Source organism: Nocardia sp. JCM 34519.1 (assembly GCF_020361265.1).
Taxonomy (GTDB): Bacteria; Actinomycetota; Actinomycetes; order Mycobacteriales; family Mycobacteriaceae; genus Nocardia; species Nocardia arthritidis_A.
Genome location: NZ_JAIRBR010000006.1, coordinates 60,634 through 84,030 on the forward strand (window position 1 = coordinate 60,634; position 23,397 = coordinate 84,030).

The 23,397-nt window shown below is 67.7% G+C and carries 24 protein-coding genes; 11 read left to right on the plus strand and 13 right to left on the minus strand.

Annotated elements, in window-relative coordinates; all coding sequences use genetic code 11:
* Positions 1-17 precede the first annotated feature (17 nt).
* Genes LGY53_RS17265 through LGY53_RS17290 form a run of 6 tightly spaced genes read right to left on the minus strand, consistent with a single transcriptional unit; the run spans position 18 to position 6,114 of the window.
* Positions 18-464, minus strand: a complete 447-nt coding sequence (locus LGY53_RS17265; RefSeq protein WP_225727697.1) for a MarR family winged helix-turn-helix transcriptional regulator — start codon at positions 462-464, stop codon at positions 18-20.
* Positions 465-510: 46 nt separating this feature from the next.
* Positions 511-1,548, minus strand: coding sequence for an acyl-CoA dehydrogenase family protein (locus LGY53_RS17270; RefSeq protein ID WP_225727698.1), 1,038 nt, complete (start codon positions 1,546-1,548; stop codon positions 511-513).
* Positions 1,545-2,546: an acyl-CoA dehydrogenase family protein gene (locus LGY53_RS17275; protein WP_225727699.1), complete on the minus strand. Its 1,002-nt coding sequence runs from the start codon at positions 2,544-2,546 to the stop codon at positions 1,545-1,547. Before LGY53_RS17275 ends, LGY53_RS17270 begins: the two co-directional genes overlap by 4 nt.
* Positions 2,543-3,685, minus strand: coding sequence for an acyl-CoA dehydrogenase family protein (locus tag LGY53_RS17280; protein ID WP_225727700.1), 1,143 nt, complete (start codon positions 3,683-3,685; stop codon positions 2,543-2,545). Before LGY53_RS17280 ends, LGY53_RS17275 begins: the two co-directional genes overlap by 4 nt.
* Complete coding sequence (locus LGY53_RS17285; RefSeq protein WP_225727701.1) at positions 3,686-4,567, minus strand: enoyl-CoA hydratase; 882 nt, start codon at positions 4,565-4,567, stop codon at positions 3,686-3,688. It lies immediately after the preceding gene.
* Positions 4,567-6,114, minus strand: a complete 1,548-nt coding sequence (locus LGY53_RS17290) for a FadD3 family acyl-CoA ligase (protein WP_308102915.1) — start codon at positions 6,112-6,114, stop codon at positions 4,567-4,569. Before LGY53_RS17290 ends, LGY53_RS17285 begins: the two co-directional genes overlap by 1 nt.
* Positions 6,115-6,182: 68 nt before the next feature.
* Here LGY53_RS17290 and LGY53_RS17295 point away from each other — a divergent pair, with 68 nt between their 5' ends.
* The 5 genes from LGY53_RS17295 to LGY53_RS17315 all read left to right on the plus strand — a co-directional run bounded on the left by LGY53_RS17295 (position 6,183) and on the right by LGY53_RS17315 (position 11,263).
* Complete coding sequence (locus LGY53_RS17295; RefSeq protein WP_225727702.1) at positions 6,183-7,385, plus strand: acyl-CoA dehydrogenase family protein; 1,203 nt, start codon at positions 6,183-6,185, stop codon at positions 7,383-7,385.
* A complete protein-coding gene (locus LGY53_RS17300; protein WP_167471702.1) occupies positions 7,382-8,179 on the plus strand; it encodes an SDR family oxidoreductase in 798 nt (265 codons plus the stop codon). The genes LGY53_RS17295 and LGY53_RS17300 overlap by 4 nt, the downstream gene beginning before the upstream one ends.
* A gap of 399 nt (positions 8,180-8,578) precedes the next feature.
* Positions 8,579-9,313, plus strand: a complete 735-nt coding sequence (locus LGY53_RS17305; RefSeq protein ID WP_225727703.1) for a hypothetical protein — start codon at positions 8,579-8,581, stop codon at positions 9,311-9,313.
* A 48-nt stretch (positions 9,314-9,361) separates the two neighbouring features.
* Positions 9,362-10,054, plus strand: a complete 693-nt coding sequence (locus tag LGY53_RS17310; protein WP_225727704.1) for a TetR/AcrR family transcriptional regulator — start codon at positions 9,362-9,364, stop codon at positions 10,052-10,054.
* Positions 10,055-10,075: 21 nt separating this feature from the next.
* Positions 10,076-11,263 (plus strand): acetyl-CoA C-acetyltransferase, encoded by a 1,188-nt coding sequence (locus LGY53_RS17315; protein ID WP_374111193.1) that lies wholly within the window; start codon positions 10,076-10,078, stop codon positions 11,261-11,263.
* 1 nt (position 11,264) lies between these two features.
* Here the strand turns inward: LGY53_RS17315 and LGY53_RS17320 are convergent, their stop codons facing one another.
* A complete protein-coding gene (locus tag LGY53_RS17320) occupies positions 11,265-12,098 on the minus strand; it encodes a helix-turn-helix transcriptional regulator (protein ID WP_225727705.1) in 834 nt (277 codons plus the stop codon).
* An 86-nt stretch (positions 12,099-12,184) separates the two neighbouring features.
* On the opposite strand from LGY53_RS17320, the gene LGY53_RS17325 reads away from it, so the two are divergent.
* On the plus strand, positions 12,185-12,943 hold the full coding sequence (locus tag LGY53_RS17325; protein ID WP_225727706.1) for an SDR family oxidoreductase: 759 nt from the start codon (positions 12,185-12,187) through the stop codon (positions 12,941-12,943).
* Positions 12,944-12,949: 6 nt separating this feature from the next.
* Here LGY53_RS17325 and LGY53_RS17330 read toward each other — a convergent pair whose 3' ends face one another.
* The 4 genes from LGY53_RS17330 to LGY53_RS17345 are packed head-to-tail and all read right to left on the minus strand — an operon-like array spanning position 12,950 to position 16,443.
* Positions 12,950-14,041 (minus strand): nitronate monooxygenase family protein, encoded by a 1,092-nt coding sequence (locus LGY53_RS17330; protein ID WP_225727707.1) that lies wholly within the window; start codon positions 14,039-14,041, stop codon positions 12,950-12,952.
* Positions 14,038-14,793 (minus strand): CoA-transferase subunit beta, encoded by a 756-nt coding sequence (locus tag LGY53_RS17335; RefSeq protein WP_225727708.1) that lies wholly within the window; start codon positions 14,791-14,793, stop codon positions 14,038-14,040. The genes LGY53_RS17330 and LGY53_RS17335 overlap by 4 nt, the downstream gene beginning before the upstream one ends.
* Positions 14,790-15,674 carry a CoA transferase subunit A gene (locus LGY53_RS17340; RefSeq protein WP_225727709.1) on the minus strand — a complete coding sequence of 295 codons (885 nt, stop codon included), beginning with the start codon at positions 15,672-15,674 and terminating at the stop codon, positions 14,790-14,792. Before LGY53_RS17340 ends, LGY53_RS17335 begins: the two co-directional genes overlap by 4 nt.
* A 4-nt stretch (positions 15,675-15,678) precedes the next feature.
* Positions 15,679-16,443: an enoyl-CoA hydratase family protein gene (locus tag LGY53_RS17345; RefSeq protein WP_167471709.1), complete on the minus strand. Its 765-nt coding sequence runs from the start codon at positions 16,441-16,443 to the stop codon at positions 15,679-15,681.
* Positions 16,444-16,517: 74 nt separating this feature from the next.
* Here LGY53_RS17345 and LGY53_RS17350 point away from each other — a divergent pair, with 74 nt between their 5' ends.
* From LGY53_RS17350 to LGY53_RS17370, 5 genes are all read left to right on the plus strand, one after another.
* Positions 16,518-17,297 (plus strand): SDR family oxidoreductase, encoded by a 780-nt coding sequence (locus LGY53_RS17350; protein WP_225727710.1) that lies wholly within the window; start codon positions 16,518-16,520, stop codon positions 17,295-17,297.
* Between the two features lie 19 nt (positions 17,298-17,316).
* A complete protein-coding gene (locus tag LGY53_RS17355) occupies positions 17,317-18,225 on the plus strand; it encodes an SDR family oxidoreductase (RefSeq protein ID WP_225727711.1) in 909 nt (302 codons plus the stop codon).
* A gap of 187 nt (positions 18,226-18,412) precedes the next feature.
* Positions 18,413-19,456 carry a hypothetical protein gene (locus tag LGY53_RS17360; protein WP_225727712.1) on the plus strand — a complete coding sequence of 348 codons (1,044 nt, stop codon included), beginning with the start codon at positions 18,413-18,415 and terminating at the stop codon, positions 19,454-19,456.
* Positions 19,457-19,472: 16 nt separating this feature from the next.
* Complete coding sequence (locus tag LGY53_RS17365; RefSeq protein WP_225727713.1) at positions 19,473-19,991, plus strand: ImmA/IrrE family metallo-endopeptidase; 519 nt, start codon at positions 19,473-19,475, stop codon at positions 19,989-19,991.
* On the plus strand, positions 19,988-20,998 hold the full coding sequence (locus tag LGY53_RS17370; RefSeq protein ID WP_225727714.1) for a hypothetical protein: 1,011 nt from the start codon (positions 19,988-19,990) through the stop codon (positions 20,996-20,998). The genes LGY53_RS17365 and LGY53_RS17370 overlap by 4 nt, the downstream gene beginning before the upstream one ends.
* 366 nt (positions 20,999-21,364) lie before the next feature.
* Here LGY53_RS17370 and LGY53_RS17375 read toward each other — a convergent pair whose 3' ends face one another.
* Together LGY53_RS17375 and LGY53_RS17380 are read right to left on the minus strand one after the other, a co-directional pair.
* Positions 21,365-21,781 (minus strand): helix-turn-helix domain-containing protein, encoded by a 417-nt coding sequence (locus LGY53_RS17375; protein ID WP_011207048.1) that lies wholly within the window; start codon positions 21,779-21,781, stop codon positions 21,365-21,367.
* A gap of 403 nt (positions 21,782-22,184) precedes the next feature.
* A complete protein-coding gene (locus tag LGY53_RS17380) occupies positions 22,185-23,348 on the minus strand; it encodes a steroid 3-ketoacyl-CoA thiolase (RefSeq protein WP_225727715.1) in 1,164 nt (387 codons plus the stop codon).
* Between the last annotated feature and the right edge of the window lie 49 nt (positions 23,349-23,397).

Consider the following 23,397-nt stretch of genomic DNA (forward strand, 5'->3'; position numbering starts at 1 on the left):
GCCGCGCAGATGAATCCCTATTGCCGCGCAGCCGTTTTCAGGCCCTCGAGCAGTTCGGACATATCCGTGTCCATCCTGGCCAGCCGCGCTTGATCGAATCCGGTGAGCCGGGAGACGATCGCGGCGCCGAAGGCGCGCCGGGCCGCGGTGAGCCGGGCGCGCCCGGATGGGGTGAGCTCGACGAGCACCGCGCGCGAGTCGGCCGGGTCGCTGCGCCGGGTGGCGTAACCGTCGGCGACCAACCTGGCGATCAGCGCGGTGGCGGCCGGCTGGGAGCACCGGTCGATCCTGGCGAATTCGCTCACCCGGACCGCGCCGTGCTCGTCGAGCACGGCCAGGGCCCGCATGACCGCGCGCGGTAGTTCCTCGCCGCTGATCACCCCGGCCAGCCGGGTGAGCCGACCGGCGGTGACGAGTAGATTGACCACGATGTCGTCCGGGGTGGTCACCTGAGTCTGCTGCACTCCACTATTATTACATAAGCTAACTATGTAAGTGGGCCTGACAGATTCAGGTGAGTACCGGCCTGTGCGCCGCACCGAAGAGTTGCGCGTCCGCGTGTGCCCGTTTGAAGAACAGATGCGCGTCATGTTCCCAGGTGATGGCGATGCCGCCGTGCAGCTGAATGGCCTCGGCGGCGATCGCGCCGAATGCCTCGGTGCAGTGCGTCCTGGCCACCCAGACGTCCTCGGTGACGGTCGGGGCATATTCCGCGACCGAATCGATCGCCAGCGCGGCGGCCGACTTCGCCGATTCCAGCAGCACGTACATATCCGCCATCCGGTGCTTGAGCGCCTGGAAACCGCCGATCGGGCGGCCGAACTGCACCCTGGATCTGGTGTATTCGACCGTCATCTCCAGGCACCGCTCGGCCGCGCCGACCTGCTCCGCCGCCATTGCGGCCCAAGCGATTTCACGTAGGCGAGCGATGAGCGGCTCCGGATCCGCCGACCCGAGCTTGCGTCCAGGTGTTGCGGCGAAACCGATTTCGGCCAGTTTGCGCGTCGGGTCCATGGTCGGCACGGTCCGCACATCGGCCCGCGCCGGATCCACCTCGAACAACCCGGACGAGGTGATGACGATCAGCGTGTCGGCGTTCACTCCATCGAGAACGTAATGTGCTGTGCCGGTGAGTGTTCCGCCATCCGATTCGATGCCGGGGTGGTCCCAGCCGTCCGCGCCAGCCCAGCACACGGCGAGCGTACGACTGCCGTCGGCCACCTCCGGCAGCAGGCGTGCGCAGGTATCGGCATCGCCCGACAGCAGCACCGCCTGCGCGCCGAGCACCGCGGAGCCGAGCATCGGCACCCCGGCCAGCGTGCGCCCGAGTTCCCGCACCACCATGAGTGATTCGGCCAATCCGGCGCCGAAACCGCCGTATTCCTCGGGTATCGCCAACGCGCCGACCCCGGCCTGTTCGCACAGCAGCCGCCACAGCGTCGGGTCGTAACCGAGTTCGGTGTCCATGGCCGCGCGCACGGCGTCCCGGCCCGCGTGTTTGGCGAGCAGTGCCCGGACCGATGCGGTGAACTCCGCGAGCTCGGTCATGCGGTGCTCCGCTCCGCCTCGTCCCGCAGCGCCCGCGCGATTCGGGATCGATGCAGATCCGGTGTGCCCCAAGCGGTTCGGAGCGCGGTCACCCTGGTCAACCACAGCGAGAGGTCGTATTCGGCGGTGTACCCGATCGCGCCGTGCACCTGTAGCGTGGCCCGCGCCGCGCGGTAAGCCGCGTCGCCGCAGGCGAGCGCCGCCGCCGAAACATCGCGCGCCCTGGTCGGCTCGGACATGGTGAGCGCGGCCCGGAACAGCAGCGGTTCGGCCAGCTCCAGCCCGATCAGCACATCGGCCAATTTCTGCTTGATCGCCTGGAATTCGCCGATCGGCCTGCCGAACTGCTTGCGCTGCTTGGCATATCCGGTCGCGGCGTCGAGCAGCGCCCGGCCCGCGCCGAGCAGCTGTGCGGCGCAGGCCAACGCGCCGTAGTCGAAGGCGGCCGCGATGGCCTCGGCGACGCCGTCGCCCGCGGCCACCACCTCGTCGGCCGCCACGGTGCACAGCCGTCGCGCCGGATCCAGCGAGCGCACCAGGCCGGTCCGATGTCCGGTGGACAGTCGATCGCCCGCCGCTACCAGGACCACGTCGGCGGTATCGGCGTCCAACGCGGTGGCATCCATACCGAGCGTGCCCGTCGCGGTGCCGTCGGCGAAGGCGGGCAGCCAGCGCCGCGCCCCCGCCTGGTCCGGAAGTGCCTGCAGCAGTGCGGGTATCGCGGCCGCCGTCTCGATCAGCGGTCCGGGCGCCGCGGCCCGGCCGAGTTCGACGAAGGCCACCACCAGATCGATCGGCTCCGCGCCGACGCCGCCGTATTGTTCACCGACCGCGAGCCCGAGCACCCCGGCGCCGCCCAGCTGACGGATCAGCGTACGGCCCGGCTGCGGATCGCCTGCGGCCCAGGCCCTTACGGCCGCCGGTGTGCGCCCGGCGTCGAGTAGCTTGCGCACGCTGGTGCCGAAGTCGAGTTGTTCCGGGCTGAGCGCAAACCTCATCGGCTGCTCCCTCGCGGTAAGCCGAGCAGCCGCTCGGCGATGATATTGCGCTGAATCTCGTTGGTACCCGCGTAGATCGGTCCGGAGAGCGCGAAGAGATAGCCGTCGGTCCACGGCCCGGATCGCTCCGCCGCCGCGCCGAGCACCTCGAATGCGCTCTCGTGCATGGCGATATCCAGCTCGGACCAGAAAACCTTGGTGATCGAGGATTCGGCCCCGAGCTTGCCGCCCTCGTTCAGCCGGGTGACCGTGCCGAGGGTGTGCAGCCGGTAGGCCTCGCTGCCGACCCAGGCGTCGACCACCGCGTCGCGCTGCGTGGTGCTCGTCTCGTCGCCGCGCTCCAGCCAGAGGTCGCGCAGCCGCCGCGCGGTAGCGCTGAATCGTCCTGGGCTGCGCAGTGATAGGCCGCGCTCGTTGCTGGAGGTGCTCATCGCCACCCGCCAGCCCTCGCCCGGCTCGCCGATCACATCCCGGTCCGGAACGAAAACCTCGTCGAGGAAGATCTCCGCGAAGCCGGGTTCGCCGTCGAGCTGCGGAATCGGCCGCACCGTCACGCCGTCCGCGGCGAGCGGAAACATCACATAGGTGAGTCCCTTGTGCCGCTCGGCGGCCGGATCGCTGCGGAAGAGGCCGAAGGCCCAATCCGCGTATGCCGCACGGGAACTCCATGTCTTCTGCCCGCTCAGCAGCCAGCCGCCGGTGGTGCGCCGCGCGACCGAGCGGATACCGGCGAGATCGCTGCCCGCCTCGGGTTCGGACCAAGCCTGCGCCCAGATATCGTCACCGCGCGCCATCCGCGGCATGATCCGGGTCAGCTGCTCGTCCGTGCCGTGCTCGAAAAGTGTTGGAGCCAATAGGAATATGCCGTTCTGGCTGACGCGTCCAGGTGCGCCGGCCGCGTAGTATTCCTGCTCGAACAGAACCCACTCCAGCAGCGACGCGTCGCGGCCACCGTATTCGGCGGGCCAGGACACCACGGAAAGCCGAGCGTCGGCGAGGGTCCGTTCCCATTCCCGGTGCGCGGCGAAGCCGGCCTTGGTATCCATCGACGGCAGCGGGCGGGCCGGTTTGTGGGCGGCGAGGAAATCCCGGACCTCCCGCTGGAAATCCAGTGTGGCTTGGTCGAAATCGAGATCCACCTACGCGGTTCCGTTCTGCTCGGCCGTACCTGCCTGCGCCTTCATGGATTTGGCGTTCATCCCGGCCAGCGCGTCGGCGCCGACCTCGGCATTGTGCGCGTGCGCGAAATGGTGCAGGCCGAATACCGAATCCATGCCCGCGCGCATACCCATCAGGTCCTCGGCCTGATTCACCGCCTTCTTGGTCAGCGCGAGGCCGAATTGCGGCATGGCCGCGATCTTTTCGGCCAGCGCCAGGGTTTCGGCGACGAGTTCGTCGCGCGGCACCACTCGGTTGACCATGCCCCATTCCTTGGCCTGCGCCGCGCCGAACCGGTCGCCGGTGAACAGGAACTCCTTGGCGGCGCGCGGGCCCATCACCCACGGGTGCGCGAAGTACTCCACACCTGGAATGCCCATGCGGACAACGGGATCGGAGAAGAACGCGTCATCCGCGGCGATGATCAGATCGCACACCCAGGCCAGCATGAGCCCGCCGGCGATACAGGCGCCCTGCACCATGGCGATGGTCGGCTTGGGAATTTCGCGCCAGCGGCGGCACATACCGAGGTAGACCTCGAGCTCCCTGGCGAAGCGCTGATCCCCGCCCACCCGGTCCACGTGGTCCCACCACAGCGCCGCCCTGTTCTGGTAGCGCACGTGGTGGTCGCGGCCGGGCGTGCCGATATCGTGCCCGGCGCTGAAGTGTTTTCCGTTGCCCGCCAAGACGATAACGCCGACATCCGGATCCTCGACGGCCCGCTCGAACGCGGCGTCGAGCGCGTAGGTCATCACCGAGTTCTGCGCGTTGCGGTAGTCGGGCCGGTTCATCGTCACCAGGGCGACCCGGCCGCGCACCTCGTAGGTGACCACATCCGGTTCGTACGGGATCTCCTCCGGCATCAGTTCTCCTCACGTAGTTGCCGCTTGAGCACTTTCCCCGCGGCGCTGTAGGGCAGCCGGTCGCGGAATTCCACGAACCGCGGCACCTTGAAGTTCGCCAAAACCGTTGCGGCATGGGCGATCACCTGCTGCTCGGTGAGTTCGGCCCCCGGCTTGCGCACCACGTACGCCTTGCCGACCTCGCCCATCCTGGCGTCCGGCACGCCGATCACCGCGGATTCGGCGACGCCGTCCAGGCGGGCCAGCGCCTGCTCGATCTCGGCCGGATATACGTTGAAGCCGCCGCAGATGTACATGTCCTTGAGCCGGTCGGTGATCTTCAGATAGCCGTGTTCGTCGATGGTCCCGATATCGCCGGTATGCAGCCAACCATCGGAATCTATTGTCTGGGCGGTGCTTTCAGGATCATCGAGGTAGCCGAGCATGACGTTGGGTCCGCGCAGCAGCACCTCGCCCGCCGGGCCGAGCCGCAGTTCGAAGCCCGCGATCGCCCTGCCACAGGTGTTCGCGATGGTGTCGGCATCGTCGTCGGCCCGGCACATGGTGCCGAATCCGGCCGCCTCGGACAGTCCGTAAGCCGTTATCACCACGTCGAATCGGAGTTCGGCACGCATGCGCTCCACCAGCACCACCGGGACGGTCGCGGCCCCGGTGACGGCCACCCGCAAGGTGCTCAGGTCGAAGCGTGCGCGGTCCGGATAGTCGAGGATGGTCTGATAGATGGTCGGCGGGCCCGGCAGCACCGTAATCCGTTCCGTGCTCACCAGCCGCATGGTTTCCGGAACGTCGAAGACGGCCTGCGGGACGATCGTCGCGCCGGTGACCAGGCAGGCGAGAATGCCCGCCTTGTAACCGAAGTTGTGGAAGAACGGGCTGACCACCAGATAGCGGTCGTCGGCGCGCAGGGTGGCGCATTCGGACCAGGCCCGCACCACCGAGAGCGCCTGCCGATGCGCCACCAGCGTGCCTTTGCTGCGCCCGGTGGTGCCGGAGGTGAAGAGGATGTCCGAAATATCCTCGGGGTCAACGGATTCCGCGAGTTTGCGGATGTCGTCGAGCGATACCGAGGCGGCGGTGGCGGCCAGCTGTGACCAATGCAACGCATCCGATGCCGTGTCGGTCTCCGGCTCGACCGGGATGGCGATCACCGTGTCGATTGCCAAGTCGGGTGCGGTGGAACGCAATTCGGCGAGCCGATCGCGGCCGAGAAATGGTCCGGCGACGAAAAGTGCCTTCGCGCCGACTCGTTCGAGCACATCGACGGCCTCTTCGGCGACGTATCGGGTATTCAACGGAACCAGCGCCGCGCCGCAGTAGTGGACGGCCAGTGCGGCGACCACCCAGTGGTGGGTATTGGGCGCCCAGATGGCGACGCGTTCCCCGGGCCGCACCCCACGCGCGACGAGTGCGCGGGCCACCTCCTGTACGGCCGCCAGCAGCTGGTTCCAGTCCAGCCTGACCGGCCCGTCGACGAGTGCCTGCGCGTCGCCGAAGGTGGCCGCGGCGGCGTGCAACGCCATTGGTGTGGTCTGTGCAGGGCTTGTCACGGCTGTCCTCACCGTCCGGTTATGCCCGAACTCTACAAAGCAAGTGCTTGGTAGGTTATCCTACCGGCGTGGTTGTGATCCAGACCTCAGATTCCACCGGCGCACCGGAATCCGCGGCGGCCGACGCGCGTTTCGCCGCCGAGGTACGGGACTGGCTGGCGGAGAATCTCGCGGGCGAATTCGGAAAACTGCGTGGCCTCGGCGGCCCCGGCCGGGAACACGAGGCCTTCGACGAGCGCCTGGCCTGGGACCGTCACCTGGCCGCGGCGGGCTGGACCTGCCTCGGCTGGCCGGTCGAATACGGCGGCCGCGCGGCATCCGTGCGCCAGCAGGTGATCTTTCACGAGGAATACGCGAAAGCCGACGCGCCGTCCCGGGTTTCGCACGTCGGTGAGGAACTGCTCGGGCCGACCCTGCTCGCCTTCGGCACCCCTGCCCAACGGGACCGCTTCCTGCCGGGCATCAAAACGGTGTCCGAACTGTGGTGTCAGGGCTATTCGGAACCCGGGGCCGGCTCCGACCTCGCCGCCATCACCACCGCCGCCCACCTGGACGGCGACGAATGGTCGATCAGCGGCCAGAAGATCTGGACCTCACTGGCCCATGTGGCCGACTGGTGCTTCGTCCTCGCCCGCACCGAGCGCGGCTCCTCCCGGCACAAGGGCCTTTCCTACCTGCTGGTTCCCATGAAACAGCCGGGTGTGGACGTGCGCCCGATCGTCCAGCTCACCGGCACGTCGGAATTCAACGAGGTCTTCTTCGACAATGCGCGCACCGGGGCCGACCTGGTGGTCGGCGCGCCGGGTGACGGCTGGCGCGTCGCGATGGGCACCCTGAACGTCGAGCGCGGCATCTCCACGCTCGGCCAGCAGATCCGTTTCGCCCGCGAACTCACCGATATCGAGGCGCTGGCCCGCCGCACCGGCGCGGCCGACGATCCGCTCATCGCCGACCGGATCGATCGTGCCTGGGTCGGCCTGCGCGTGTTGCGCGCGCACGCGCTGCGCACCATGACCGATGCGGGCGCCGATGCCGCCGGACAGGCCTCGGTGGCAAAACTGTTGTGGGCCAACTGGCATCGCGGTCTCGGCGAACTCGCCATGGCGGTGCTCGGACCGTCCGGGCTGGTGGCGGGGGAGCGCGATCTCACCGAATGGCAGCGGCTGTACCTGTTCACCCGCGCCGACACCATCTACGGAGGTTCGAACGAAGTGCAGCGCAACATCATTGCCGAGCGGGTGCTCGGACTACCACGGGAAGCAAGGTCATGAACTCACCACTTTCCATTGCGCCGCAACCTGTTCCGGGCCACGGCCTGCTGACCGGCCGGATCGCGGTCGTCACCGCGGCCGCGGGCACCGGCATCGGCTCGGCCACCGCGCGGCGGCTGCTCGCCGAGGGCGCCGATGTGGTGGTCTCCGACTGGCACGAAAGGCGTTTGGCCGAAACGGAAGTCGAGCTGAAGGGGGAGTTCCCGGAGCGCAGGGTCGCCGCGATCGCCTGCGATGTGCAGCGCACCGATCAGGTCGACGCACTGGTGCGCGGCGCGGCGGCGGCATTCGGCCGCATCGACATCATGGTCAACAATGCCGGGCTCGGCGGCGAGACGCCGGTGGTGGATATGACCGACGAGCAGTGGGACCGGGTACTGGATATAACCCTGAACGGAACCTTTCGATGCACCCGGGCCGCCCTCGCCTATTTCCGCGCGGCGGGCCACGGCGGCGTCATCGTCAACAATGCGAGCGTGCTCGGCTGGCGCGCGCAGCGGGGGCAGGCGCACTATGCCGCGGCCAAGGCAGGCGTGATGGCGCTGACCCGGTGCAGTGCGTTGGAGGCCGCCGAATTGGGGGTGCGAATCAACGCGGTCGCACCGAGCATCGCGCGGCATGCCTTCCTGGACAAGGTCAGTTCCACCGAACTGCTCGACCGGTTGTCCGAGCGGGAGGCCTTCGGCCGGGCGGCCGAGCCGTGGGAGGTGGCCGCCACGATCGCCATGTTGGCCAGCGACTACACTACTTACCTGACCGGCGAGGTGGTCTCGGTGAGCAGCCAGCGGGCGTGAGTCCGCTTGTGCGCGTTGGGGTGTGTGTCACAGTGGGTTGCTGACACTTGTCGGGGTATGCGGCAGCTGAACGCCGAGTGATCTTCGGGTGAACCACAATTGCCGTTGGTTTTCTATCGAATTGCGCGATTCGCCGCGAACCTTGCGCATTGGTAGCGTCGGAGCCAGCAAACCATCGGAATGCACGTGCATTTGCGCGTGCATTGCTGATCTAGGATGATTTCATCGTCCGAAATGCATTCCCGAACGCGCCAATGCGCCTGAGTGCGATCGCATTTCGGCATTCGCGTGGATTGCGTAAATGGGCGGCTGATCAGGTGCAAAAGGGTGGCGCGTCGGACCGCCGGTTGTGCAATGCTGGTGGAAGTCGGATCCCGAACTTCCTAAGGGGCGATGGCTATGGGCCCGGATCGCCCACATGCCCGCGAACAACTGGAACTGGACCTGGTGCGCGAGGTCGTGCTCGCCCGGCGCCGGATGGAGAGCCTCATCCGCGCCGCGCTCACCCTCGGCGCCGAGCTCATGCAACACACCTCGCGGGACGCGACCGCTACTCGCGCCGTGCAAATTCTCGAACTGTTCGCCATCGATGAGGGTGAGATCGCACGCGATCCCCGCGGTGCGCTGCGCGCCGATATCGAACGCGATCAGGAGCGCGCCCGGCGTCTCGGTTACACGATCGAACCGGAGAGTGTGGACACCGAACAGGATCGGCGAAGACAGCGGCAGACCGAGCTGCTGTGCGAGGTGCGCGCCGATCTGCTCGAGGTGCTGCGCAAATGCCGCAAATTCCAGCTGGACCGCGGGGCATTCGCGGACGAGATCGCGCAGGGTCTCTGCGATGCCACCGACAAGCTGGTGATCGGCGCCGATATGGAGACATATAACGCCTGGCAGCGCGGCATGGTGCTCAAGCTGATCGAGGAGCCGACGCGCTACGGCCCGCCGCGGGTGATGGCGACGGTCGACGCGGGCCCGGGGCGCGGCCCGCTGACCGTGGAGTGGGACAGCTGCGAGCGACGGCTGGCGCTGGTGGCGCGATTGGCGCGAGCGGGCATGTCCCCGTTGGTGATCTGCGATCGCTTGCTCGCGGACCTGTCGGTCTCATCGCCGCTGCGTTACTCCGTTCGCTGAGCCGGACCATCACGCCGGGGATACCCGCGCCCAACCTGTACCAAGCAAATGCTTGGTTGTATAGTGACCGGTGTGACCGCACCAGACGCCTCGAAATCAGCTCGGCGCAACGAACTGCTCGCGCTGGCGGCCGAACTCTTCGCCGAACGGGGATTGCGCGCCACCACCGTGCGCGATATCGCCGACGCGGCCGGGATTCTATCGGGGAGCCTCTACCACCACTTCGATTCCAAGGAGTCGATGGTCGACGAGATCCTGCGCGGTTTCCTCGACGACCTCTTCGGCCGGTACCGGGAGATCGTCGCGTCGGGGCTCAGCTCACGAGATACGTTGGAGGCCTTGGTAACCGCCTCCTACGAATCCTTCGACCGCTTCCACGCCGCCGTCGCCATCTACCAGGCCGAGGCCAAGCGGCTGCGCGATGCCGAACGCTTCGCCTACATCGGTGAGTACAACCGGGAATTCCGCGAACTCTGGCATCGCGTACTCACCAACGGTGTGCGCGACGGCAGCTTCCGGCCGGAACTCGACGTCGAACTGGCCTACCGATTCCTGCGGGACACGGTGTGGGTCGCGGTCCGGTGGTATCAGCCGGGCGGTCCGATCACCGTGCAAAACCTCGCCAAGCAGTACCTGACCATCGTGCTCGACGGACTGACCGTGGGCCCCGCGGTGGGAGCGTCAGGCCAGGAGGCGGAAGCGAAGCGTGGCCACGTAGGGCCCGGGAGCGCCGCAAATTGAACACCGAGTAGGAGTTTCGCCATGTCAGCACCATCCGCCCGCCGCCCGTACACCCCGCTGCGGGATGCCTTCGTGATCGATGCGGTGCGCACCCCGGTCGGCAAGCGCGGCGGCGCGCTGGCCGGTGTGCACCCGGCCGATCTCGGCGCGGCGGCGCTGCGAGGACTGTTGGACCGCAACACCGTTGATCCGATCAACGTCGACGATGTGATCGTCGGCTGCGTCGACAATATCGGTCCGCAGGCGGGCAATATCGGCCGCACGGCATGGCTGGCCGCCGGGTACCCCGAGGAGGTGCCCGGCGTCACCGTCGACCGGCAGTGCGGATCCTCGCAGCAGGCAATCACTTTCGGCGCGCAGGCGATCATGAGCGGCACCGCGGAGGTGATCGTCGCCGGTGGTGTGCAGAATATGAGCGCCATCCCGATCTCCGCCGCCATGCTCGCGGGCCGGGAGTACGGATTCGATTCACCGTTCGTCGGTTCGGCGGGCTGGGATCACCGCTACGGCACCGGCGAGGTGTCCCAGTTCCGCGGCGCGCAGCTGATCGCCGAGAAGTGGGGTATCACTCGGGAAGATATGGAGCGCTGGGCTTTACGCAGCCATGAGCGGGCCCGCGCCGCCATCCGGGATGGCCGATTCGACCGGGAGATCGTGCCGGTCGGCGATTTCTGGATCGATCAGGGGCCGCGCGAGACCAGCATGGCGAAGATGGCGTCGCTGCCCCCGCTGGCCGAGGGCAGCCCGCTCACCGCCGCGGTGGCCAGCCAGATCTCCGATGGGGCGAGCGCGACCCTGCTCGCCTCGGAATGGGCGGTGGCCGAATACGGTTTGACGCCGCGGGCGCGCATCCATCACGTGAGCGCACGCGGCGCCGATCCGATCATGATGCTCACCGCGCCGATTCCGGCCACCAGGTTCGCCCTCGCGAAAACCGGTCTGACCATTGACGATATCGACGTCGTCGAGATCAACGAGGCCTTCGCGCCGGTGGTGCTCGCCTGGTTGAAGGAGACCGGCGCCGATCCGGACCGGGTGAATGTCAACGGTGGTGCCATCGCGCTCGGTCACCCGCTCGGGGCAACGGGCGCAAAGCTTTTCGCGACTCTGCTCAACGAGCTGGAGCGGGTGAACGGACGCTACGGGCTGCTGACCATCTGCGAGGGCGGCGGCACGGCCAACGCGACCATCATCGAGCGGTTGGGCTGAATCATTCGGCCGAACCGGCCTTCGCCGTGAGCGATTCGAATACCGCCGCGGTGTGCGATCCCGGTGTCGCGCAATAGGTGATGATGCGCTGATCGGTATCCGAGACGATGAGCACCTGGCATTCGAAATCCAGCGGACCGAGTTCGGGATGCCGCACCTGCTTGCGCGTCGTGCGCCGCACCGCGACCTCGTGGTCGGCCCACAGTGCCGCGAATCGCGGTGCCGTGCCGAGCAATTCGGTGACCAGCGCGGACAGCTCCGGATTTCCGGGGTAGCGGGCGTAGGCGGCGCGCAGGTCGGCGATCGTCGTGCGGAGGAAGGCGATGGCCTCCCCGTCCTGCCAGTACGGGTCGTCGGCGGGCAGCCGGAACATCCAGCGCACCATATTGCGTTCGTGCCCCGGCACTTTCGCGAGATCGCCGACGAAGGGGATGGCGCAGCGGTTCCAGGCCAGGATCTCGTAGGTGGCGTCGACGACGTACGCCGGTACGGTCATCGCGTCGAGCAGTGTCCGAACAGACTGTGACACCGTCCGATTCGGGCCCGGCACGGTCGGCGGTTGTTCCCCTGCCATCCGGAAAAGGTATTCGCGCTCGTCGGCGGTGAGCAGCAGCGCCCGCCCGAGTGCGGCCAACACCTGCCTGGACGGTTTCGCGCCGCGTGCCTGCTCCACCCGGATGTAGTAGTCGACCGAAATACCCGCCAGCTGTGCGACTTCCTGCCGCCGCAGCCCCGGCGTGCGGCGGGTGCCGATATCGGGCAGCCCGACATCCGACGGCCGCAGCCGGGCCCGCCGCGCCCGCAGGAAGGCCGCCAGTTCCGCTCGATTCGCCATGCCATCAGTGTGCGACGGCGCGGCGCGCGATGGGTGGTACAGCTTGGACCTCCCTGCGCCGGCCCGGTGCTGTCAGCGTCGATGACATGACGAAAACAGCACTGATCACCGGTGCCAACCGCAGCATCGGATACGAAACCGCCCGGCTACTCGGAGCTCTCGACCACACCGTGCTGGTGGCGGCGCGCGACGCCGAGCGCGGGACCGCGGCCGTCGACAAGTTGCGGGCCGAGGGCGCGGACGCCAGGTTCGTGCGGCTGGACGTCACCGACGCCGATTCGATCGCCGAGGCGGCCACCTTGGTGGGCAACGAATTCGGGCAGCTCGATGTCCTGGTCAACAATGCCGGGATCCTCGGCATGGTCCAGGGTGGCGACCCGCGTCCATCGGCAACCGATATGGCCACCCTGCGCGAGGTGTTCGAGACGAATGTCTTCGGCGTGGTCGCGGTGACCAACGCGTTTCTGCCGCTGCTGCGCAAGGCCCCGGCCGCGCGAATCGTCAACGTGTCCAGCGAGGTCGGCTCGCTGACCTCGACGATGGACCAGAACGGGCCGCTGTGGCCGATGGCCGCCGTCCCGTATCCGTCATCGAAAGCCGCGCTGAACATGGTCACCACGGCATACGCCAAGGAACTGTGGGACACCCCGATCAAGGTGAATGCCGCGAACCCGGGCTACTGTGCGACGGACTTCAACGGCCACAGCGGATTTCGCACCGCGACGCAGGGCGCCGAGGTGAGCGTGCACCTGGCCACCCTGCCCGCCGACGGTCCGAGCGGACAGCTCTGGGGCCACCTGTGGGGCGTCGGATCCGGCGACGAGTGCGGGGTACTGCCCTGGTGACCAGGGTCAATTCGATTGGAGTCCGGTCGCTTTCGGCTCCCGGGCGAGGGCGGCGATCGAGTCGATTCGGGCGACCGCGTCGGCGACGATGCGATCGATCAACTCCTTACAGGTGGGCAGGTCATCGATGATCCCGGTGACCTGGCCCGCCGCCAGTACGCCCGCCTGCGTATTACCCTCGACCAGACCGGCTTTCAGCAGCATCGGGGTATTGGCCGCCATGACGACCTGAGACCAGCTGAGATCCTTGGTCTTTCGCATGGCCAGACCGTCGCGCACCATGGCCGACCATTTCATCCCGGTCAGGCTCTTGAACCTGGCCGCGTTCGCGACGGCCGCGGTCAGGCCACGCCACCGGCCCGAATGCTCCAGGCGCTGCACGAGTTCGGTGTTCAGCACCCGGTGCGGCATGCCGTCCACCTTGGTGGAGACCACGGTGTCCTGCAGCCCGCGCCGCAGGTACTCCTGTTTCACCGCGTCGGGGACGGTGCTCTCCCGCGTAAGCAGGAATCGGGTGCCCATCGCGACACCCGCCGCGCCGTACGCCAATGCGGCGGCCAGCCCGCGTCCGTCGAAGAACCCGCCTGCGGCGATCACCGGAATATCGACCGCGTCCAGCACCGACGGCAGCAGCAGCGTGGTGGCCACCGGACCGGTGTGCCCGCCGCCCTCACCGCCCTGGACCAGGACCGCGTCCGCACCCCATGACGCCACTTTCACCGCGTGCTTGGCCGCGCCGATGGATGGAATCACCACCACCCCGGCGTCTTTCAGCTTGGCGATCAGCTCCTGCTTGGGAGCCAACGCGAACGAGGCCACCGCGACCCGCTCGCGGATCAGCAGGTCGATGCGCGCGTCGGCGTCCGAGGCGTCGGCGCGGATATTCACCCCGAACGGTTTCGCGGTGTGCGCCTTGGTTTTCGCGATCGCCGCCTCGAGTTCGGCATAGGTCATGGTGGCCGAGGCCAGAATGCCGAGCCCACCCGCCTCCGCGGTGGCCGAGACCAGATTCGGCCCGGCCACCCAGCCCATACCGGTCTGCACGATCGGATATTCGATGCCGACCAGATCGGTCAGCGCGGTGCGCAATACGGTCATGCCGGTACCTCGCTCTCCCGAATCCGCTTGGGGTCGAGCACCTCCCGGATCAGCCGCAACTCCTCGGCATTCGGCGTCCGCGTCGTGCCCGCGGTGTCGAGCCCGGCGATCTCGAACGAGGTGTGCTCCGCGACCTCCGCCGCGGTGACGCCGGGATGCAGGCTGCGTGCCCGCATGGTGTGCCCGGGTCCCTCGAAATCGAAGACGCCCAGATTGGTCACCACCCGGTGCAGGTGCAGGAACCGGAAGGCGGGATTGTCCGGATCCACCTTGTCGTAACCGACGCCGGAGACGATATCCACCGATTCGCAGAACACCCGCCTGCTGTGCCGCGAAACCCAGTAGCTGGTCGCATGATTCACGGTATTACCGGGCGCGCCGCGCACGCCGAACATCTGCCGGGTCGGCCGCTGCAGCGGCCCGAACGCGGACAGGTTCTGATTGCCGTACCGATCGATCTGGTTCGCGCCCATCACCACGTGCCGCCGTCCCGATGCGACGACGTCGAATACGCGCCGGAACGGAATCCAGCCCTCTATCGGCGCCTTCCCGCCCAACGGGGGCGTTTCGGCGAAGAACAGCGCCTCACCGTCGGAGAGCAGCAGGTCGGGCTCGGTGGTCAGTTTGGCGAGGCGCGCACCGATGGTGGCCATCGGCGACATCGGGCTGGCCATGATTTCGCCTGCGCCGCTGAATATTTCGGCGCATGCGACGGCGCAGACCTCGGCGCGGGTAATGGTGTCGTGGTTCATTCCGCGCTCTCCTGGCCGAATTCCCGGACGGCGGCCTGGTATTCGTCCTCGGAGACCGCCAGGTATTCGTCGACGAACTGTTGCCATGTTTCCGGCGTTCGGGCCGCGTCGACGTAGTGCCGCTGGAACTTCTCGTCGCGCCCGTAGCTCTCGCCCGCCAGCGTGAAGTGCGCGCCGCCGGGAGCCTCGACCACGCCGTCCACCATCATGCGGTTGAGCAGCAGCGACTGCAGCGGAACGGTTTTCACCAACTCATCGGTATCCACCAACCGCTCCACCGAGAGGTATCGACGCTCGGCGGCCAGGCAGTAGAGATCGTCGAAGTACGGGTCGACGCCGGTGTACGCGGCATTCCCGTGCCGGTCTCCGATATTCAAATGCACAAGGGCCGCATCGAGATTCAGCGCGGGCATGGCGATCAACGTCTCGGTCCGGCCCTCGGGTCCCGGATACGGCGAATCGACCGTTTTCAGCTCGCCCTCCCAGAAATTCACCACATCGGAGCCGAGCCCGGCCCGGATCGGCAGGAACGGCAGCCGTGCCGCGGCGGCCTCCAGCCCGCATTTGAGCATGCCCTCGTCCATCTCCCGCGCGATCAGCGCGCCCGAGGTGCGTGCCTTGGCGAACCACGGATCGTAGAACGGCGCCGAATCCAGCGATACGAAGCCGTAATACGCCTTGCGCACCTTTCCGGCCGAACACAGCAGACCCAGATCGGGGCCGCCGTAACTGACCACCGTGAGGTCGGTGATATCCGAGCGCAGGATGGCCCGCACCAGCGCCATCGGCTTGCGCCGGGAACCCCAACCGCCGATGCCTATGGTCATGCCGCTGCGCAGCTCGCCGACCACCTCGTCCAGCGACATTCGCTTGTCCCGCATGGGCTTACTCCCCTCCCCGGCGCGCGGCCAGGTCGTCGTCGAACCGGGCCCGGATCTCGTCGGCCACCCCGGCCAGGTTGAGTTCGAAGGTGAATCCCTGTTCGTACCGGTAGCTCCGATGTACGTCCTGCCCGTCGATACCGTTGAGCGCGCGTTTGGCGGCCCGGATCACCCGGCCGTCCTTGGCGGCGATATTCTTCGCGACTTCCAGTGCGGCGGCGTCCAATTCGGCGCGCGGCACCACCTGGTACACCGAGCCGAACTCCCGCAGTTGCTGCGCGGTGATGGTGCTCGCGGTGTAGTACAGCGCTCGCATCAGATGCTGGGGGACCAGTCGCGACAGATGCGTCGCAGCGCCGAGCGCACCGCGATCCACCTCGGGCACCCCGAAAGTGGCGTCGTCCGAGGCGATCACGATATCGGCATTGCCGACCAGTCCGATGCCGCCGCCGAGGCAGAATCCGTGCACCGCCGCGATCACCGGAACCTGGCAGTCGTACACCGCCGAAAATGCCTCGAAGCAGCCATGATTCGCATCGATCAGCGCCTGATGGCCCGGCTTGCGCTGGATCTCCTTGATATCGACCCCGGCGTTGAAGCCGCGATTCTCCGCCCGCAGCACCACAACTCGGGTCTGCGGATCCCGCCCGCCGGCGCGGATGGCGTCGGCGAGCTCGAACCAGCCCTCCGACGGAATGGCGTTGACCGGCGGGTAATCCACCGTGACCACGGTGATGCCGGTTGACTCGGAGTGGCGGCTGATCCCCATCGCGTGTCCCATCGTGAGCGCCGGATCGCACCGGCACATTGGCAAAGCAAGCAGTTGCTTGGTAGGTTAACACGGTGGCGCTCGTAATCGATCTGTCCGGCCGCATCGTCCTGGTCACCGGCGGCGTACGCGGTGTGGGTGCCGGGGTGAGCCGCACCTTCCTCGCCGCTGGCGCGACCGTCATCGCCTGCGCCCGCAGACCCGCCGACCAGCCGGTGACGAGCGGGGACCGCGCCATCGAATACCGGCACTGCGACGTGCGCGACGCCGATGCGGTGCGCGCCATGATCGACGACGTCCTCGCGCGGCACGGCCGCATCGATCACCTGGTGAACAATGCGGGCGGCGCGCCCTTCGCACTCGCCGCCGCCGCGAGCGCGAATTTCCACGCCAAGATCATCGAGCTGAATTTGCTTGCGCCACTTATGGTTTCGCAGATCGCAAATGCGGTCATGCAGCGGCAGGACGACGGCGGCACGATCGTGAACATCTCCAGCGTCAGCGGCCATCGCCCGTCGCCGGGCACCGCGGCCTACGGCGCGGCCAAGGCCGGAGTGGACAGCCTCACCGCCTCGCTCGCCGTCGAATGGGCGCCGAAGGTCCGGATCAACTCGCTCGTCGTCGGCCCGGTCGATACCGAGCTGAGCCATCTGCACTACGGGGATCAGGCCGGGGTCGACGCGGTGGGCGCGACCATTCCGCTCGGCAGGCTGGCCGCGCCCGACGATATCGGCCGCTGCGCCGCCTTCCTCGCCTCACCGCTGGCCGCCTATGTCAGCGGCGCGACGCTGCTCGTGCACGGCGGTGGCGAACGCCCGGCATTCCTCGCGGCCGCCAACGCGGAACACGATTGAACCGACGAACAGGATGAATATGGACAACCGGATCTGCGCGGGCCGCACGGTCATCGTCACCGGGGCGGGCCGAGGGATCGGCCGCGCGCACGCGCTGGCCTTCGCCGCAGCGGGCGCCAGCGTCGTTGTCAACGATCTCGGCTCGGCCCTCGACGGCGCCGGGCAGAGCGCGTCACCGGCCGAGCAGGTGGTGGCGGAGATCACCGCGCTCGGCGGCAGGGCCGTCGCCAACGGTGACGACGTCGCGGACTGGGCGGGCGCGCGACGGCTGATCCACCAGGCCGTCGACACCTTCGGCGGGCTGGACGTGCTGGTCAACAATGCCGGATTCGTGCGCGACCGGATGCTGGTGAACCTCGGCGAGGAGGAATGGGACGCGGTGATCCGGGTCCACCTCAAGGGCCATTTCGTCACGATGCGGCACGCCATCGAATACTGGCGCGGTGAGGTGAAGGCCGGGCGCCCGGTCGACGCACGCGTCATCAACACCAGCTCCGGCGCCGGCCTGCAGGGCAGCGTCGGGCAGGCCAATTACGGTGCGGCCAAGGCCGGTATCGCGGGCCTCACCCTCACCGCCGCCGCCGAATTCGCCCGCTACGGGGTCACCGTCAACGCCATCGCGCCCGCGGCGCGCACCAGGATGACCGAAACCGTCTTCGCCGAAACCATGGCCGCGCCGGACTCGGGATTCGATGCCATGGCGCCGGAAAACATCTCCCCGTTGGTGGTCTGGCTGGGCAGCGCGGAATCCGCCGGTGTGACGGGGCGCATGTTCGAGGTGGAGGGCGGCAAGGTCGCGCTGGCCGACGGCTGGCGGCACGGCATCGCGGTAGATCGCGGCGCGCGCTGGGATCCGGCCGCATTAGGCCCGGTAGTTGCCGACTTGATAGCCAAGGCGGTGCCGCCGGAACCCGTCTATGGGGCGTGACATACCCGTCAATGGGGCGTGACGTTCGACCATCCCCCTGCACAGGTCGATAGCTGGCGCATATTATGGGGCTTCCGTCCGTGAAAGTCCCGGATGAGAGTGGCGACCGGGCTTGTAGAGATCTGCGCTGTATCCAAAGGATGAAGGGGAAGGCTGGCGCATGGCCGTTGGTCGCACATTACGCGTGGTGGCAGTAGCTGGGGCTGTTGCCGGTATCACGCTGCTCGGCCCGGCGCCGGCCCAGGCGGGAGATTCCGACTCCTGCCCCGGCTGCACCGGCGCCGATCAAGACTTCGGTTCCAATGATCCGAATGCTCGAATTCCGCTGGTGCCCGCCGAGCCCGCCGCCGGGCAGGTAGGTGCGGTCGCCGGTCCCGGTTCGGCCGCCGGATCCGCCGCGGCGGGGTCGGCCGCCGCCGGTTCGGCCGCTGGTTCCGCGGGTGTCGGCGCGTTGCTCGGCACCGGCTCGGCCGGGCTCGGCTCCGCCGTCGGCACCGGCTCCGCGGCCTTGGGCACGGGTTCGGCAGCGGTCGGTTCGGCGGCGGGCACCGGTTCCGCCGCAGTCGGTTCGGCCGGTGCGGGCGTACTCGGAACAGTGCTGGGCACCGGTTCCGCCGCCGTGGGCACGGGCTCGGCAGCAGTGGGTTCCGCGGGTGTCGGTTCCGCCGGTGTCGGTTCCGCCGGAGTTGGCTCAGCCGGAGTCGGTTCGGCTGGAGTTGGTTCGGCCGGAGTCGGTTCCGCGGGTGTCGGTTCGGCCGGAGTCGGTTCTGCCGCAACGGGTTCCGCCGCGGTCGGGTCCGCGGCCGTCGGCTCGGCTATGGCCCCGCTTCTGCTGCTGCTCATCCCGCTGCCCACCGCGCCCACCCCGCCGGCGCCCGCGGCGCCGTTGATCATCCCGCCCGCACCGGCCGCCCCGGCGTTACCGCCGGTGCCCGCGCTGCCGATCCCGGCCGCGGCCCCTCCGCCGCCACCGGCACCGCCCGCACCCGCGCCGCCTCCGCCGCCCGCGCCACCGGCGGCCGCACCCGCCGCGCCCGCTCCGCCGAATCCGAACATTCGCCCCACCGCGGCCGACGACGTGCTGCCCAAACCGCAGCTGCTCTCGGTGATCGGCGGCCTGGTCGCGCTCGCGCTGGCCGGAATCGGTTCCGGCGCGGTCAGTTTCCAGGGTGCCGCCGCGGCCCAGGCCCGAGTGGATGCCGCACGAGCCGCATTCTTCCCGAGGGCATGAGGGGGCGACGACCATCATGAGTAGCGAGAGCAGGGCGCACAGCGGCACCCGGTCGTACCGCCGGGTGGCCGCCGCGGTGGACGCGGTGTGCGCGGTCGCCGCCGACTTCGACGCGACCACCCTCGACGAGGTCGTCGCGGCCATCGCGAGCGAGCGCCACCGTCAGATCGAGATCGCGAGTGCCCAATTGGGTCCCGGCGTCTGCGGTCAGCGCAGGTTCTATCCGGACAAGGATGTGATCGTGCTCGCGCAGGCGCTGCCGAGTCGCGAGCACACCCTCGCGCACGAACTGGGCCACATCGTCTTCGATCATGAGGGCGCGCCCGCGCCGGAGGTGACGCTGGAGGCCAGCGACGACCTGATCGCCTACATGCTGAGCCAGCGGGCGCATCAGCAGATCTTCGACGACGGCGAGGACGAACTGGCCGAATGGGAGGCCGAGACCTTCGCCGCCATGCTGATGACCCGACTTCGCGTATTCAACAGCCGGGGCGCAGGCGTCTCGGTCCTTCGATTCGATGAGGCCCTCGGATGACCTTCTGGTTGACGGCTCTGCTGGTCTGGATGGCCGCCGGTGCGCGGGTCGGACGTGTGCTGGTGAAGCCGGCGACGACGGCCCGGGTGGCGATCATCGTCGCGGTGGCGGCGGTGGCGCTCGCCTCGACCGTCGCGGTGCCGGAAGTCGCGGTGGCCGTCGACAATCTGCTGCCGCGCGGTGTGCACAATGCCTGGCTGTCCTACGGCGTCGTGGTCTCGGCGTGGATCGTCTTCACCACCGCGACCTCGGTGGTGGCCGCCGCGGCCTGGCCGGTGGTCTCGCGCCGCAACCTCGGCCAGATCGCCACCGTCCTCTACGCCGCGGGCATCGTCGCCATCGCGACGACGCTGGCCTGGTCGACGACCTTCGGCTGGGCCATCGTGCTGTTCGGCTGCGTCTTCATCGTGGTGACCGGTCTGCGGAATGTGGCGTGGACCGTGCTCGGCCGCGGTATCGCGATTTACACCACAGGAACCGCACTGGTCGGTTTGCTCGCCGCACTGCAGATCCGGCAGGCGGCCATTCACGCGCCGCGGCCCAAGCACAATCAGCCGTTCTGGGCCTGGCCCGCGTACGAGATCGCAAGCCTGCTGATCGCGCTCGGCGCGGTGTGGATCGTGGTGGAGCTGTGGCTGCGGGCCCGAATCCTGTTGCGGCAGATCAACGTTCTGCATCGGTTGCTGGTCGCCCGGTTCCCCGAGGTTGTCGCGCACGACCAGACCGGGACGTCGACGCAGCTGAAGGCATCGGATCAGGTGGCGCAGATCATGGACGCGCTCTACCTGCAGTCGGGCGGTGGCGTCGTGCTCGCCGAGGTAGGCGCCCCACCCGCCTCGGTGACCGACCGGGCCGACCGGGTGGCCCAGTGGGCCAGGAACCCGTTGGGCGATGTGATGGTGGACGCCCGCTGGATCGCGCCGCCGGAGGGCATCAGCCCGCGCGGCTGGGTTCAGGCGATTGCCCGGGCCTACGAGTTGACCGCGGACACCGTGGTGCGGAATTGATAGATCCGGTTCGCTGGGCCCGCATTTCGACACCCGGATGGGCGGGATGCCGACCTTCTTCGGAAGGGCGATGAACCACTCGGGGACGTATCCGATGTGTTACCCGAGCGTTCATGTAAAACTGCCGACCGGTTTCTTGTAGTTCCGGATTGGAATCACGTCGCGCCGAATGTACTTGCACACCCGGCAAACCGATCGGTACAAAGTTAGTGGCCCCTAATTTTCGGGGCGCCGCACCGCCTTTGGATGGGCAGGTTTCAGCGCCGCCGGAGCCCGATAACCGTGCTCGATCGCCTTCGAAAGGCGTCCCCCATAACGCAGTACAGCACGACCGGGTGGTCGCACTGTACTGCGTCGGACGTGAACCTACTCCGTACCGTCCGGAGGAATTTCGGGCAAGCCTTCGCTTGCCCGCAACTTCTCCGCCATGGAGGTGAGCAGGTTCTGAGATTCTTCGGACAGGTCGAACGCTCTACTCGACAGCCGTCTGAGTCCATAGCCCTGCAGCTGGGACAACAGCTCAAGATCGTGATCGATCTTGGCGGCATAGATGTCGTTGAAGAAGTAGTCCGGCTTGACCTTGAAGAACTTCGCCAGGGCGGCCACCGTCTCGTCGGACGGGTTGGTCCGCTGTCCCGACCGCAACTGGGACAGGTACGGTTTCGAGATCGGATGTCCGGAGGCCGTCAGCGCAGCCGCAACCTCCGCGTTGGTGTGCGGCTTGCGCCCCGGGGGATGCACGGTTTCGAACAGCTTGTTCAGCCGCGCCGCGAAATCAGCCATTGTGAGCCGCCCAATTCCCTTCGCTGTACTAACAGTCGTTATCTCGGATACGTATCATTGATATTAGCGGCTCAGTAACTGAAAACCTACGCCTGTTTCCGGATTTCCTTGAAGCTTCTAGGTGCCGCTCGGCGGAAGGCACAGCGACGGCAGTGTTTGCGGGTCACCCCAACGGCTCTGGTGGAGACGGGGTACGGCGCGGTTCTGGCCCGTCGCGAGGGTCTTCCTCGTCAAGTCAATGATAGCCGAAAGATAGCTGACGTCTCATCTACTGCTCTGTACCTGCGATTGTGTGGCGTACGACACGTTTTGCTGCCTTTGGGATGAACGTTCAACCTCGGGAAGGTTACGTCCGGACCGGGCCGCCGACCCCCGTCGGCGGCCCGGAATTGGATGAACGACGCTACAACCGCTCGATGATCGTGCCGGTCGCGAGCGCGCCACCGGCGCACATGAGCACCATCGCGATACCGCGATCGGTTCGCTCCAGTTCGTGCAGTGCGGTGGTGATGAGCCGAGATCCGGTGGAGCCGACGGGATGTCCGAGTGCGATTGCTCCGCCATTGACATTTACCCGATCCATGTCCGGTTTGTGGACAGCGGCCCACGAAAGTGGCACCGACGCGAATGCCTCGTTGATCTCGAAAAGGTCGATGTCTCCCATATTCATTCCGGAACGTTCCAGCAGTCGAGTGGTGGCCTGGACCGGACCGTCGAGATGGAACTCCGGCTCCGAGCCGACGAGGCACTGCGCGACAATTCGGGCTCGCGGCCGTAAACCCGCTCGGCGCGCGGCATTTTCGTCCATCAGCAGCACCGCGGCCGCGCCGTCGGAGATCTGCGATGAACTGCCCGCCGTATGCACCCCGCCCTCCAGCACCGGCTTCAGCTTCGCCAGGCCGTCGACGGTGGTCTCGCGCAGGCCCTGATCCCTTGTCACCTCCAGTTTTTCGCCGGTGAGGTTGCCCTCCTTGTCGACGGCGGGCGCGGCGACCGTCAGTACCTCACGGTCGAATCTGCCCTCGGCCCATGCCTGACCGGCCAGCCGCTGTGAACGGGCGCCGAACTCGTCGACATCGGCACGAGTGATGCCGCGCCGCTTGGCGATTCGCTCCGCCGCCTCGAACTGATTGGGCAGATCGATACTCCAGGAGGCGGGCCTGCGCGGGCCGGCGTGCTCGCCGACATTGGCGCCCAACGGAACTCGGCTCATCGCCTCGACGCCGCAGGCGATGCCGACCTCGATGGCGTCCGCGGCGATCAGGCCGGCGATCAAGTGGTTGGCCTGCTGCGCCGAGCCGCACTGTGCGTCGATGGTGGTCGCGCCGACCTGCCATGGCAGTCCGGCGTGCAGCCATGCCACTCGGGTGACGTTATTGGACTGCTCGCCCGCCTGGGTGACGCAGCCGCCGATGACCTGTTCGACCGTTGCCGGATCGAGGTGTGCGCGCTCGAGCAGTCCGCGCTGGGCCGCGCCGAGCAGTTCGGTGGCGTGCAGGCCCGACAGCCAGCCGCCGCGCTTGCCGATGGGGGTGCGCGCTGCCTCGACGATGACGGGTGTGCCCATCTCCAACCTTTCCCTAGGGAGCTAAAAATGGAACGAGTTCAGTCGTCTT